The following is a 13,571-nucleotide window of genomic DNA, read 5'->3' as shown; positions in this document are numbered from 1 at the left end:
AATTTTACTCTATGATACTAAAGAGAGAAATCTTACATAGATCACAAAATTATTTCCGGAGTATTACAAGTTTGCAGGAAAATCTGCAGGTAATTGGTTAGCAGGACAATTAATAATAGCGTCATTATCCGCGCCGCAGTCGCGAACAAAGGTAATTGTCGCAAACTCGTCAATCACTTCCGTCGGATAGGCCGGGCCGGCGGCGCGGTACGACTCCATCAGCGGGATATGCTCATTCTGGAAGCAGACGGTTTTTTGCGGATCGTTGATAACCCAGCGCGGAAAGAAGATGGTGCCGTGAAATAGCCGGTCGCCGAGATTAACGATCAGGCTGACGTCAGTCCCGGTCGGTTCGGTCCACGAGATTTTATAGATGCTGGCCCCTACTCGTACGATAAAAGCCTGCTGATCTTTCACCCACCGGTTGCCGACGATCCCGCTATGAATACGGTAGTCCAGGGTGCGGCCGTTTTTGACGTAAATTTCGTAATTCCACCCGTTATCGTAGGTATAAACCAGATGTTTGCCGATAAAACCGCTCAAATCGTGTTTGTCGAAAGCGTTCATTGTGCTTGCTCCTCTGTTGTTGGAACCCAGAGTACTGCTTTAAAAAATGAATAAATAACGCTATGTTTTGATTGAATCCATCCACTTTTTAGATGAGTTATGCACAAGACAACGCTCGAACAATGGGCCCTGCTGGAGAAGGTTATCGCCCTGGGCAGCTTTGCCAGAGCCGCGGAGGAGACCCATCGCAGCCAGTCGTCGGTCAGCTACAACCTCGCCCTGCTGCAGGAAAGGCTGGGGGTAACGCTGCTGACGCCATCCGGGCGCCGCGCGGTATTAACGCCGGCGGGCGAGCTGCTGCTCGCCCAGGTTAAGCCGCTGCTGCAGGCTTTTTATTATGTTGAAAATCACGCTATTGCGCTGCGCAACGGCGCCCGTACCAGGCTCGATCTGGTCGTCGACAGCATTTTTCCTCGCCAGCGGCTGTTTGCTATTCTGCGCCAGTTCCAGCAGCGCTACCCGCAAACCCAGGTCAGGCTGATGGAGGTGCTGGAAAACATCGGCGACGAGAGCGCGGCGCGCGGCGAGGCTGACGTGATGGTGCTCACCCGCCGCCAGGATATTACCGGCCGCGGCGAGTGGCTTATGAACATCGATTTTATCGCCGTCGCTCACCGGGACCATCCGCTCGCCGCCCTCGACGGGCCGCTGGACGATAGCGCCCTGGCCCGCTGGCCGCTGGTGCAGATCGCCGATCGCCACAATGAACGCCAGCCGGGCCGCGACGCGTGGACCTTCTCCACCATTGATGCCGCTATTGATGCCGTGCTGTATCAGGTCGGTTTCGGCTGGCTGCCCGAAGAGCGCATTCGTCCGCAGCTCGCCCAGGGGGAGCTGAAGCCGCTGCCGCTGAGCCACGGCGCCCGACGCGCGACCCCGCTGCACCTGATCGTCAAGCGCGACGTCACCCCCATTGATGAACAGCTCGCCACGCTGCTGGATCTCTTCAGGCGCCCCTGACGGCGCCGCTTATATATGATTTTCTTATACTATCGGGCCATTGATTGATCTGAGTTACTCCTAAAGTATGATGAATTATTAAAATCATCATACTTTCCTGCTCACTGAGATTAACGCCTTGTCGATCCTCCGCACCCTCTTCCGCCCCCTTCTGACGGCGGTTTGCCTCTGTCTGCCTCTGCTAACCGGCGCCGCAGCGCGTGAATTAGTTACCGCCTGGCCGGTTAACGTAGGTCCTCTGAACCCCCACCTCTATACCCCCAACCAGATGTTCGCCCAAAGCATGGTCTACGAGCCGCTGGTCAAATATCAGCAGGATGGCTCGGTCAAGCCGTGGCTGGCGAGCAGCTGGAGCCACTCCGCGGACGGAAAAGTCTGGCTGTTTACCCTACGCAGTGACGTGCAGTTCTCCAACGGCGAGCCGTTTAACGCCCAGGCGGCGGTAGCCAATTTTCAGGCGGTGCTGGCGAACAGGCAGCGCCACGCCTGGCTGGAGCTGACCAACCAGATCAGCGATGTCAGAGCGCTGAGCGATACCCGGCTGCAAATCACCCTCAAAAGCGCCTACTACCCTTTTCTCCAGGAGCTGGCTCTGCCGCGTCCGTTCCGCTTTATCGCCCCGTCGCAGTTTGTTGACGGCGGCACCCTGCACGGCATTAAGGCGCCCATCGGCACCGGGCCGTGGGTGCTGAAAACCGCGAAACTCAATCAGTTTGATGTGCTGGTGCGTAACCCACGCTACTGGGGCGAAAAACCGTCGCTTGACCAGGTGACCGTGAAGGTGATCCCGGACCCGATGACCCGCGCCGTGGCCTTTGAAACCGGCGATATCGATCTGCTCTATGGCAACGAGGGCCTGCTGCCGCTGGATACCTTCGCGCGTTTCAGCCATAACCCGGCCTGGCGCACCCAGCTTTCTCAGCCCGTCGAAACGGTGATGCTGGCGCTTAACTCTGCCAAAGCGCCCACTAATGAGCTGGCGGTGCGGGAAGCGCTAAACTATGCGGTCAACAAAAAGTCGCTGATCGACAACGCGCTGTACGGCACCCAGCAGGTCGCCGATACGCTGTTTGCCCCTTCGGTGCCCTACGCCAATATCGGCTTAACGCCGCGCCGCTACGATCCGCAGCGGGCTAACGCCCTGCTGGAAAAGGCCGGCTGGCTGAAGCCCGCAGGCGAGCAGATCCGCCGGAAAAATGGCCAGCCGCTGCGTATCGAAATGTCGTTTATCGGCACCGACGCCCTGAGCAAATCAATGGCGGAAATTATGCAGGCCGATATGCGTCAGGTTGGCGTCGACGTCGTGCTGAACGGCGAAGAAGAGAGCAGTATTTATGCCCGCCAGCGCGACGGGCGCTTCGGCATGATTTTTAACCGCACCTGGGGCGCACCGTACGATCCGCACGCCTTTATGAGCTCAATGCGCGTCCCCTCTCACGCCGACTATCAGGCCCAGCAGGGGTTAGCCGATAAGGCGCTTATCGACCAGCAGATTGGCAAGGTGCTGGCTACAACCGACGAAACCCGGCGCCAGGCGCTGTATCGCGACATCCTCACCCGCCTGCACAACGATGCGGTCTATCTGCCCATCAGCTACGTCTCGATGATGGTGGTGGCAAAACCCGAGCTCGGTACAATCCCTTACGCTCCGGTTGCCGCTGAAATTCCGTTCGAACTGATCCGGCCGGAGAAACCCTGATGCGGCGCTACGTACTGCGGCGCATCCTGCTGCTGATCCCGATGATTTTCGCCGCCTCGGTCATTATCTTTCTCATGCTGCGTCTCGGCACCGGCGACCCGGCGCTGGACTATCTGCGCTTATCAAATCTCCCGCCGACGCCGGAGATGGTGGCCTCCACGCGCGCGATGCTCGGGCTGGACCAATCGCTCGTCACCCAGTACGCCAGCTGGCTATGGAAGGCGCTGCATCTCGATTTTGGCCTCTCCTTCGCCACCCAGCGACCGGTGATCGACGACGTGATGCACTTCCTGCCCGCCACGATGCAGCTGGCGGGCGCGGCGCTGGTCATTATCCTGCTGACCTCCGTGCCGCTGGGGATTTGGGCCGCCCGCCATCGCGACCGCCCGGCGGATTTCATCGTGCGGATGATCGCCTTTCTCGGCGTCTCGATGCCCAACTTCTGGCTCGCCTTCCTGCTGGTGATGTTTTTTTCCGTCTACTTGCAGTGGCTGCCGGCGCTGGGCTACGGCGGCTGGCAGCACCTTATTCTGCCCGCGGCGTCGATAGCCCTGATGTCGCTGGCCATTAACGCCCGCCTGCTGCGCGCCAGCATGCTGGAGGTTGCCGGCCAGCGGCACGTGACCTGGGCGCGGCTGCGCGGGTTGAGCGACAGGCAAACCGAACGCCGTCATATTCTGCGCAACGCCTCGCTGCCCGTGGTGACCGCTATCGGGATGCATATTGCCGAGCTGATTGGCGGCACGATGATTATCGAAAATATCTTTGCCTGGCCGGGCATCGGGCGCTACGCGGTGTCGGCCATCTTTAACCGCGACTACCCGGTGATCCAGTGCTTCACGCTGGTGATGGTGGTGGTGTTTGCCCTCTGCAACCTGACGGTTGACCTGCTCAACGCCGCGCTGGACCCGCGCATTCGCCGCCATGAAGGAGTACGCCAGTGAACCTTTTTCTTTCCGCCCGCTGGCCGGTTCGCCTGGCGCTGATCGCCATTATCCTGCTGGTGCTGATCGCCCTCACCGCCCAGTGGTGGCTGCCCTACGACCCGCAGGCCGTTGATTTACCGTCACGCCTGCTCTCGCCGGACGCCCGGCACTGGCTGGGTACCGACCATCTGGGACGCGATATTCTTTCCCGTCTGCTGGCCGCCACGCGGGTTTCTCTCGGCGCGGTGCTGGCCTGCCTGCTGCTGGTGCTGACGCTGGGGCTGGTCATCGGCGGCTGCGCCGGGCTAATGGGCGGCCGGGTCGACCAGCTCACCATGCGGGTTGCCGATATGTTTATGACCTTCCCGACCTCAATCCTGTCGTTTTTCATGGTCGGCGTACTGGGTACCGGGCTGACTAACGTGATTATCGCCATCGCCCTGTCGCACTGGGCATGGTACGCGCGGATGGTGCGCAGCCTGACGATTTCGCTACGCCAGCGCGAGTTTGTGCTCGCCTCCCGGCTTTGCGGGGCGGGGCATATCCGCGTCTTTGTCGATCATCTGGCAGGCGCGGTGGTGCCGTCGCTGCTGGTGCTCGCCACGCTTGATATCGGCCATATGATGCTGCACGTCGCCGGAATGTCGTTCCTTGGCCTCGGCGTCAGCGCGCCGACCGCGGAGTGGGGAGTGATGATTAACGACGCGCGCCAGTACATCTGGACCCAGCCGCTGCAGATGCTGTGGCCGGGCCTGGCGCTGTTTATCAGCGTGATGGCCTTTAACCTGGTGGGCGACGCGCTGCGCGATCGTCTCGATCCTCACCTGATCGCGGAGCATAGCCACTGATGCCACAGAAGATCGAGCTCGAGCAGTTCACCCTTCACGCCGGGCAACCTCTGGTCCACGATCTGTCGCTGACGCTGCGCCGCGGCCAGGTGCTGGCGCTGCTCGGCAGCAGCGGCTGCGGAAAATCGCTGACCTGCGCCGCGGCCCTTGAGGTTCTGCCGCCCGGCGTCCGGCAGAGCGCCGGGCGCATCCTGCTCGACGGTATGCCGGTCCACGGCAGGCAGCTGCGCGGAGGCACCGTCGCCACCATCATGCAGAATCCTCGCAGCGCCTTTAACCCGCTGCACACGATGGCGGCTCACGCCCGGGAAACCTGCCGCGCCGTCGGCCGGCCGCTGGATGAGTCCTCATTTATCGCCGCGCTGGAGGCGGTGGGGCTGGAGAACCCCGCCCGGCTGCTCAGGCGCTATCCCTTCGAGATGAGCGGCGGCATGCTGCAGCGCATGATGATTGCCCTGGCCGTGCTGAGCGAGGCGCCGTTTATCTTTGCTGATGAGCCCACCACCGACCTCGATGCCGTCGCCCAGGCGCGCATTCTTGACCTGCTGGAAGAGATCGTCACCACCCGCGGCCAGGGCCTGCTGCTGATCACGCACGATATGGGCGTTGTGGCGCGGCTGGCGCACGAGGTCGCGGTGATGGATGGCGGTCGTATCGTCGAGCGCTGCGATGTGGCAACCCTGTTCAGCGCCCCGCAGCATCCGGTCAGCCGGCGGCTGCTGGCGGCGCACCTGGCGCTGTATGGAATGGAGAGCAGAGCGTGAATTTACTTAACGTCGCTGGCGTCAGCCACGATTACCCGCATCACCCGGCGGTGCTGCAGCAGATCAATCTCAGCATCGCGCCGGGGGAGACGGTCGCCCTGCTCGGCCGCAGCGGCTGCGGCAAGAGCACCCTCGCACGCATGCTGGTGGGGCTGGAGTCGCCGGATTGCGGCGTTATCGCCTGGCGCGATACGCCGCTCACGGCCCTGAAGGATGAGGCTCTGCGCACCTTTCGCCGCGATATCCAGCTGGTTTTTCAGGACCCGCTGAGCGCGGTGAATCCGCGTAAAACGGTGCTGGAGATTATCAGCGAACCGCTGCGCCACCTGTTCCGCTACTCCCGCGATGAGCGCACGGCGCAGGTGAAGGCGATGCTGCAGGCGGTCGATCTCTGCGATGACCTGCTCCACAAGCGCCCGCTGCAGCTCAGCGGCGGCCAGCTCCAGCGCGTGTGCCTGGCCCGAGCGCTGGTGGTGCGGCCGCAGCTGCTGATCCTTGATGAGGCGGTGTCGAATCTGGATCTCGTCCTGCAGGCGGAGATCGTTGCCTTGCTCAAGCGTCTGCAGGTACAGTTTTCTACCGCCTGCCTGTTTATCACCCACGACCTGCGGCTGGTCGAACGCTTTTGCCAGCGGGTGATGGTGATGGAGAGCGGGCAAATTGTTGAAACGACGGAGATAAGCTCACCGCTGCGTCTTCAGTCCACGGCGGGCCGGGCGCTACAGCGCGCGGTACTTCCCGCTTTTCCAGCCTCCCTGACTAAAGAGAAACGGCCATGCAGCGCGTAACCCTGACCCTTGATGATGAGCTCCTCGCCACCCTTGATACGCTCAGCGAACAGCGGGGCTATAACAACCGCTCGGAAGCGGTGCGCGATATTTTGCGCAACGCCCTGATGCATGAGCACGCGCAAAAGAGCGAACAGCGCGGCTACGCGGTGCTCTCCTACGTGTATGAACACGAGAAGCGCGAGCTGGCGAGCCGGCTGATTGCCACCCAGCACCATCACCACGATCTCTCCGTCGCCACGCTGCACGTGCACATCAGCCACGATGACTGCCTGGAGATTGCGGTGCTAAAAGGGGAGATGGGCCAGGTGCAGCACTTCGCCGATGAGGTGATTGCCCAGCGCGGCGTGCGCCACGGGCATTTGCACTGCCTGACCGCCGAAGAAGAGCACTCCCACCCATAGTATCGCCGTCGGCGGGAACACGATGGCGTGCCGGTAAACAAAACCGCCGCCGTTTATCAACAGTTGATAAACCTGTTGAATTATAAGCTTGGTGAACGATCCCCCTTCGCCAATAATGGCGCCTCATTTAACGATCTCGTTATGGCGAGGCTCCTGCACAAATATAAGTTACCGCCCTGCTGGTATCGAGAGAGACCACTCAGGGAAATACAGGCATCCATCGAATCAAGGTGTTGCCAAGGTAACTTCTGACGGCATTCGTGCCGGACGGATACGTTGTGCAGTGCTAAAACCAGGACGTAGGGATCTGCCTGTGCTCATCCTGTCTTGTTCGCCCCTATGAGTGATTTTTTATAGGGAATTACACCATGTCATCCATCCAACACTGCGCCACCCATCCGGCTACCGCCGCCTTCGACGGCGATGCGATCGCCCAGTACATGCGTACCGATTTTATTACGCTGCCGGAGCAGCTCAGCGTCCATGAAGCGCGGGAGCGCTTTGTCTCGCAGCTCAGCAGCGATGATATTCCAGGCCAGGTTTTCGTCGTCGCCGGCAGGAAGCTGCGCGGCAGCCTGTCGATTAAAAAACTGCTGCAGGAGAGCGATACCACTCAGCCTATTCGCTACTTAATGGACAGCTGCCTGTTCCGCGTCAAGCCCGATGACGAGCGCCAGCAGGTGGTTGCCGAACTGGGCGAACGCGAGCTTACGCTGGTGCCGGTGGTCGAAAAAGGCGAACTGGTCGGCTGCCTGATGGAGAAAGAGATCGCCCATCTGCTGGAAGATGAGGTCACCGAAGACGCGCATCTGCAGGGCGCCACGCTGCCGCTGGAGAAGCCCTATCTGGAGATCAGCCCGTGGACGCTGTGGAAGAAGCGTTCGGTCTGGCTGCTGCTGCTGTTCGTCGCAGAAGCCTACACCAGCAGCGTGATACAGCACTTTGAAGAGGCGCTGGAATCGGCCATTGCGCTGGCCTTCTTCATCCCGCTGCTGATTGGCACCGGCGGCAACAGCGGCACGCAGATCACCTCCACGCTGGTGCGCTCCATGGCGCTGGGCGAAGTGCGGCTGCGCGATATGGGGCGGGTTATCCGTAAAGAGGTCTCGACGTCGCTGCTGATCGCCCTCACGCTCGGGCTGGCGGGATGCCTGCGCGCCTGGATGATGGGCATCGGCATGGAAATCACGCTGATCGTCAGCCTGACGCTGGTGTGCATTACGCTATGGAGCGCGCTGGTATCGTCGGTGATCCCGATGGTGCTCAAGCGCGTCGGCATTGACCCGGCGGTGGTCTCCGCGCCGTTTATCGCCACCCTGATCGACGGGACCGGGCTGATTATCTACTTCAAAATCGCCCAGTATTTTCTGGGATTGAACTAACTGGCCAGGTGTCAGCCTCCCGCTGCGGGAGGCTGACACCGTCTTACGCCTGGGCCAGCGCCTGCGCGCAGGCCCAGGCGGAGGACCACGCCCACTGGAAGTTATAGCCGCCGAGCCAGCCGGTGACGTCCATGACTTCGCCGATAAAATAGAGCCCCGGCACGTTACGCGCTTCCATCGTGCGGGACGAGAGTTCGTTGGTATCCACGCCGCCGAGGGTCACTTCCGCCGTGCGGTAGCCCTCGGTGCCGTTTGGCTGCACCCGCCATGCGGTCAGCATCTCAACCAGCGCCTCCTGCTCGCGGAGGTTAAGCTGCTTCAGCGTCACATCCGGGATCTGCCCCAGCTGCTGCAGGCACTCGACCAGACGCTTCGGCAGCTGCATGGCCAGGGTATTTTTCAGGCTTTGATTCGGATGCTCGGCCCGCTGCTGGTTGAGGAAGTCGTCGAGATTGCAGTCTGGCAGCAGATTGACGCTGACGAACTCCCCGGGCTGCCAGTAGCTGGAAATTTGCAGCACCGCCGGGCCGGATAGCCCGCGATGGGTAAACAGCAGATTCTCACGGAAAAGCGTGCCGTTTTCGGCGCTAATGGTCGACGGCACCGATACGCCGGAGAGCACCTGCAGCTGCTCAAGCAGCGGTTTATGCAGGGTAAAAGGCACCAGGCCGGCGCGGGTCGGCAGCACCGTCAGGCCAAACTGTTCAGCAAGCTTGTAGCCGAACGGCGACGCGCCAAGGCCCGGCATCGACAGGCCGCCGGAGGCGACAACCAGCTTGTTCGCCGCCACCGTTTCGCCGTTAAGCTGTAGCGTGAAGCCCGCGTCGTCGCGCTCGACGCTAAGGATCTCCGTGCGCAGGCGGATCTGCACGCCGCCCTTTTCGCACTCGGCCAGCAGCAGGTTGACCACCTGCTCGGCAGAATCATCGCAGAACAGCTGACCGAGCGTCTTCTCATGCCAGGCGATGCCGTGTTTACCCACCAGCTCGATAAAATCCCACTGGGTGTAGCGCGCCAGCGCCGACTTGCAAAAATGCGGGTTCTGGCTGAGGTAGGCCGCCGGCTCGATATACATATTGGTAAAATTGCAGCGCCCGCCGCCGGACATCAGGATTTTACGGCCCGGCTTTTTGCCATTATCCAGCAGCAGCACGCGCAGCCCCGCCTGGCCTGCCTGCGCCGCACAAAACATTCCCGCCGCCCCGGCGCCGATTACAATGGCATCAAACCTTTCCACACTGCTTTCCTCATGTCCCGATTGTCGGGAATTGTAAATATTTCACGCTGGTCGCACCAGCGCGAAAAATTAAGTATTTATGTACATCATTGAAAGATATAGGATTACTCCCAAGCGAGGCGGGCGCAAAGAGCAGGGAAATCAAAAAAAGTCTATATTTCACTTTGCCCACGCCGCCAAAGTCACTGATAATGCGCCGCGTTCATGTCCTCAAAATGGCGTAACGTCCTATGCTACATTTATTTGCCGGTCTGGATTTACATACCGGGCTATTACTATTGCTTGCTTTAGCTTTCGTGCTGTTTTACGAAGCGATTAACGGTTTTCATGATACCGCAAACGCTGTTGCAACTGTGATCTACACACGCGCAATGCGGTCGCAGCTTGCTGTGGCGATGGCGGCCCTCTTCAACTTTTTCGGCGTTCTGTTAGGTGGTCTTAGCGTAGCCTATGCCATTGTGCATATGTTGCCGACCGACCTGCTGCTTAACATGGGTTCTGCACATGGCCTCGCTATGGTGTTCTCCATGCTGCTGGCGGCAATTATCTGGAACCTCGGAACCTGGTACTTCGGTCTTCCGGCCTCCAGTTCACATACGCTGATCGGCGCCATCATCGGGATTGGTTTAACCAATGCATTGATGACCGGCACCTCGGTGGTTGACGCGCTGAATATCCCGAAAGTCATCGGTATTTTCGCCTCGCTGATCGTCTCGCCTATCGTGGGCCTGGTGGTGGCTGGCGGCCTGATTTTCATTCTGCGCCGTTACTGGAGCAACACCAAGAAACGCGCGCGCATCCACCTGACTCCTGCTGAACGTGAAAAGAAAGACGGAAAGAAAAAGCCGCCGTTCTGGACCCGTATTGCGCTGATCCTGTCAGCAATAGGCGTGTCATTCTCGCACGGCGCGAACGACGGTCAGAAGGGCATTGGCCTGGTCATGCTGGTGCTTATCGGCGTAGCGCCGGCAGGTTTCGTGGTGAACATGAATGCCTCCGGCTACGAAATCACCCGTACCCGCGACGCGGTCAATAACGTGGAAACCTTCTTCGAGCAGCGCCCTGAGCTGCTGAAGAAAGCGACCGGCGTTGACCAGCTGATTCCTTCACCGGAAGCCGGCGCGGTCGCCACCGGCGAATTCCACTGCCATCCGTCGAACACCGTCAACGCGCTTAGCCGCGTGAAAACGATGCTAACCGGAATCGAAAGCTACGACATGCTCACGCTCGATCAGCGCAGCCAGATGCGTCGCATTATGCTGTGCATTTCCGACACCACCGACAAAGTCGCGAAGCTGCCGGAAGTGAATGGCGATGATAAGCGTCTGCTGAAGAAACTGAAAACCGATATGCTGAGCACCATCGAATACGCGCCAATCTGGATCATTATGGCGGTTGCTCTGGCGTTAGGTATCGGCACCATGATCGGCTGGCGTCGCGTGGCGACCACGATCGGCGAGAAGATTGGCAAGAAAGGCATGACCTACGCCCAGGGTATGTCGGCCCAGATGACCGCAGCCGTATCGATTGGTCTGGCGAGCTACACCGGCATGCCGGTTTCCACCACCCACGTGCTCTCCTCCTCGGTTGCGGGGACGATGCTCGTTGACGGCGGCGGACTGCAGAAAAAAACCGTCACCAGTATTCTGATGGCGTGGGTTCTCACTCTCCCGGCGGCGATTCTGCTGTCAGGCGGGCTGTACTGGATAGCGCTGAAGATTATCTAAGAAGCTGAAAGCGACAAAAAAGCGGGTCAGGAAACTGACCCGCTTTTTTTATGTCCGCTGTTTTACTTAATCTTTTTCTGGCATGAGGAAAATCTGAACATTTTTTGTTCAAAAAACATGGAGGAAAAAAAATATCATCCCGGCCAGGATAAGATAACTCACAGTGGAGAATGTATGGCTGCTGTCCCCATCCCAGGACCTGGTTCAATCGTTATAGCGGGCAATATGCGTGAAGCACGCCGTCAAGGAATGTCACGTAATATGGCTACCCCATCAACGTACTACTGGTTTTATCAAAAAGTCAGAAATGGCGGCCCGTGGGATTATAAAAAATTCGCCCCGTATTTCGCCGCGTTCGGTAATTTCAATTTTGGGGCTACCGGCACTGCCGCAGGTATTCCTGCAAACATTCTTCTTATGGGCGCAGGTTGGGCGCAGGGTCGTGCGGGAACCTCAAAACCCGAATGGGGGAAATGGTATGAAAAACCTCCCTATGGAGATGACCCTACGGATCAGCGCAATATCAGAGAAGGGATAGATTATGCCATTCAGAACGGCTATTAGATGGATCCATCGGTTTGTTACGCTGGCACTTCTGGCCCTGATCGTCGGATTTGTGTGGCTAAACCACCATCCCGATCCGCGAAATAGCGATGAGCTCCAGCGTGTTTATAAATTGTCTGACGACGTTTGGCTCTATATGACCGTTAACAACCGAGGTGGCGCAACGGTGCCTACAATCTATCGTTACTATCTGTCGCATGAGATAGCAGGGAACAATACAGAAATTATCCAGCAGCTTACGCAGAAGAGCCCGCTGATTGAGGGGACAGGGAGTCTTACGAGTGCCGGCATAGATAAAAACGGGGAAGTGAACCTCTCTTACAGCGGGAAGGTTATCTCAATCCAGGACAATATCTCAGACCTCAGATTCTCAGTTAAGCCCTGACTCCGATGTAAAGAAGGCGAGACTAGCCTCGCCTTTCTTATGCTCAGTGCCAAATCATCAATGCAACCATACTCACCACCACCAGGCCACATAGCGCGCTGGTCAAAATAAACTGCCGCCGCACCCGTTCACAGCGACGAATAAACTCGTCGTCGTGATGATCGCGGTAGCGCTGGGCGTAGATATACCAGACCAGCCTCATCTGTTTACCCGGCTGGCCATGAGAGGTGAAAAAACCTCCGCCATCAACATATTGATACAGCAAGGGATCGCAACCACGCAGCACTACCAGCAACGCACGCAATGATGAGAAGTAGCGTGCCATATTCACCACACAAACGATACACAGGGCCCAAAACAGCGCAATTGTGCTGATCATACATCCTCCCCGGCGACCCGCCCTCGGAGACGTCTCCGGGGCTAGCGCTCCCCAATACCCAACCCATACAATAGAAGAGTGCGATACCAATCACGTTTATTTATTCGATCGGCTCATTAAATAGTGTAGGAGATCAGTTAATTTTTTTACCACAAGGTTAATCGTTATCAATACGTAAGACGGATATATTTGTTTAACTATTTGGTGAACCAGGCGCATTGACGGAGCGCGAGGGGCGCTATAAGGTAGAAATATCTTCTACAATTAAGTCCTTAACGGACTGAACCCCCGCGAATTAGCACGCAGGACGCGGGCGAAGCGGCAGCGCTAGCTGTCTGGTCCAACGGTCATCGACAACTTATGGAAGGAGTAACACTATGGCTTACAAACATATTCTTATTGCAGTAGACCTTTCCCCGGAAAGCAAAGTGCTGGTAGAGAAAGCCGTTTCTATGGCGCGTCCCTACAATGCCAAGGTTTCCCTGATCCACGTCGATGTTAATTACTCCGACCTCTACACCGGTCTTATCGACGTCAATCTGGGCGACATGCAGAAACGCATTTCTGAAGAGACCCACCATGCGCTGAGCGAGCTGTCCGGCAATGCGGGCTATCCGATTACGGAAACCCTGAGCGGCAGCGGCGATCTCGGTCAGGTGCTGGTTGATGCGATTAAAAAATACGATATGGACCTGGTCGTCTGCGGCCACCATCAGGACTTCTGGAGCAAGCTGATGTCCTCCGCGCGCCAGCTGATCAACACCGTACATGTCGATATGCTGATTGTGCCGCTGCGCGACGAAGAAGACGAATAACGTTCCCGCCTTTCTCAGTATCAGCCTGTCTGCGCCCGCTTATGCGGGCGTTTTTTCTGCCCGCGCAGACATCCCCCGCCCACCGCTATCCCCAACGCTCGTTAACGCATCTCCGCACCGAATAAA

15 protein-coding genes and 1 riboswitch are annotated in these 13,571 nt (G+C 58.4%); of the genes, 12 read left to right on the top strand and 3 right to left on the bottom strand.

Annotated features, from left to right (window positions below):
* Positions 1 to 63: 63 nt before the first annotated feature.
* Positions 64 to 567: a phenolic acid decarboxylase gene (locus GO007_RS19645; RefSeq protein ID WP_095102878.1), complete on the bottom strand. Its 504-nt coding sequence runs from the start codon at positions 565 to 567 to the stop codon at positions 64 to 66.
* 99 nt (positions 568 to 666) lie between these two features.
* On the opposite strand from GO007_RS19645, the gene GO007_RS19640 reads away from it, so the two are divergent.
* The 8 genes from GO007_RS19640 to GO007_RS19605 all read left to right on the top strand — a co-directional run bounded on the left by GO007_RS19640 (position 667) and on the right by GO007_RS19605 (position 8,338).
* On the top strand, positions 667 to 1,527 hold the full coding sequence (locus tag GO007_RS19640) for a LysR family transcriptional regulator (RefSeq protein ID WP_095102877.1): 861 nt from the start codon (positions 667 to 669) through the stop codon (positions 1,525 to 1,527).
* 124 nt (positions 1,528 to 1,651) lie between these two features.
* Positions 1,652 to 3,226 carry a nickel ABC transporter substrate-binding protein gene (nikA, locus tag GO007_RS19635; RefSeq protein ID WP_095102992.1) on the top strand — a complete coding sequence of 525 codons (1,575 nt, stop codon included), beginning with the start codon at positions 1,652 to 1,654 and terminating at the stop codon, positions 3,224 to 3,226.
* Positions 3,226 to 4,170: a nickel ABC transporter permease subunit NikB gene (nikB, locus tag GO007_RS19630; protein ID WP_095102876.1), complete on the top strand. Its 945-nt coding sequence runs from the start codon at positions 3,226 to 3,228 to the stop codon at positions 4,168 to 4,170. The genes nikA and nikB overlap by 1 nt, the downstream gene beginning before the upstream one ends.
* A complete protein-coding gene (gene nikC / locus GO007_RS19625; RefSeq protein WP_095102875.1) occupies positions 4,167 to 5,000 on the top strand; it encodes a nickel ABC transporter permease subunit NikC in 834 nt (277 codons plus the stop codon). The genes nikB and nikC overlap by 4 nt, the downstream gene beginning before the upstream one ends.
* Entirely contained in the window at positions 5,000 to 5,764 is a 765-nt protein-coding gene (gene nikD / locus GO007_RS19620) for a nickel import ATP-binding protein NikD (RefSeq protein WP_095102873.1), read from the top strand. Before nikC ends, nikD begins: the two co-directional genes overlap by 1 nt.
* A complete protein-coding gene (gene nikE, locus GO007_RS19615) occupies positions 5,761 to 6,552 on the top strand; it encodes a nickel import ATP-binding protein NikE (protein ID WP_095102872.1) in 792 nt (263 codons plus the stop codon). The genes nikD and nikE overlap by 4 nt, the downstream gene beginning before the upstream one ends.
* The gene (gene nikR, locus GO007_RS19610) at positions 6,540 to 6,956 is read left to right on the top strand and encodes a nickel-responsive transcriptional regulator NikR (protein ID WP_095102871.1); all 417 of its coding nucleotides are present in this window, start codon (positions 6,540 to 6,542) and stop codon (positions 6,954 to 6,956) included. Before nikE ends, nikR begins: the two co-directional genes overlap by 13 nt.
* A gap of 128 nt (positions 6,957 to 7,084) precedes the next feature.
* Positions 7,085 to 7,268, top strand: a riboswitch (M-box (ykoK) riboswitch).
* Between the two features lie 56 nt (positions 7,269 to 7,324).
* Positions 7,325 to 8,338: a magnesium transporter gene (locus tag GO007_RS19605; protein WP_095102870.1), complete on the top strand. Its 1,014-nt coding sequence runs from the start codon at positions 7,325 to 7,327 to the stop codon at positions 8,336 to 8,338.
* 43 nt (positions 8,339 to 8,381) lie between these two features.
* Here the strand turns inward: GO007_RS19605 and GO007_RS19600 are convergent, their stop codons facing one another.
* Positions 8,382 to 9,575 (bottom strand): BaiN/RdsA family NAD(P)/FAD-dependent oxidoreductase, encoded by a 1,194-nt coding sequence (locus tag GO007_RS19600; protein ID WP_095102869.1) that lies wholly within the window; start codon positions 9,573 to 9,575, stop codon positions 8,382 to 8,384.
* Between the two features lie 230 nt (positions 9,576 to 9,805).
* Between GO007_RS19600 and pitA the strand changes: the two genes are divergently transcribed.
* From pitA to GO007_RS19585, 3 genes are all read left to right on the top strand, one after another.
* Positions 9,806 to 11,302 carry an inorganic phosphate transporter PitA gene (gene pitA / locus GO007_RS19595; protein ID WP_095102868.1) on the top strand — a complete coding sequence of 499 codons (1,497 nt, stop codon included), beginning with the start codon at positions 9,806 to 9,808 and terminating at the stop codon, positions 11,300 to 11,302.
* 174 nt (positions 11,303 to 11,476) lie between these two features.
* Positions 11,477 to 11,866, top strand: a complete 390-nt coding sequence (locus GO007_RS19590) for a polymorphic toxin type 44 domain-containing protein (protein ID WP_189339896.1) — start codon at positions 11,477 to 11,479, stop codon at positions 11,864 to 11,866.
* Complete coding sequence (locus GO007_RS19585) at positions 11,844 to 12,251, top strand: hypothetical protein (protein ID WP_095102864.1); 408 nt, start codon at positions 11,844 to 11,846, stop codon at positions 12,249 to 12,251. Before GO007_RS19590 ends, GO007_RS19585 begins: the two co-directional genes overlap by 23 nt.
* A gap of 43 nt (positions 12,252 to 12,294) precedes the next feature.
* On the opposite strand, the gene uspB is transcribed toward GO007_RS19585, so the two are convergent.
* A complete protein-coding gene (uspB, locus tag GO007_RS19580; RefSeq protein WP_095102863.1) occupies positions 12,295 to 12,630 on the bottom strand; it encodes a universal stress protein UspB in 336 nt (111 codons plus the stop codon).
* A gap of 377 nt (positions 12,631 to 13,007) precedes the next feature.
* Between uspB and uspA the strand changes: the two genes are divergently transcribed.
* Positions 13,008 to 13,445: a universal stress protein UspA gene (gene uspA, locus GO007_RS19575; RefSeq protein WP_041143102.1), complete on the top strand. Its 438-nt coding sequence runs from the start codon at positions 13,008 to 13,010 to the stop codon at positions 13,443 to 13,445.
* Positions 13,446 to 13,571 lie beyond the last annotated feature (126 nt).

It is taken from the genome of Klebsiella sp. 10-1 (assembly GCF_009758445.1).
GTDB classification, from domain to species: Bacteria; Pseudomonadota; Gammaproteobacteria; order Enterobacterales; family Enterobacteriaceae; genus Klebsiella; species Klebsiella scottii.
This window is presented reverse-complemented; position numbering and strand designations above follow the sequence as displayed.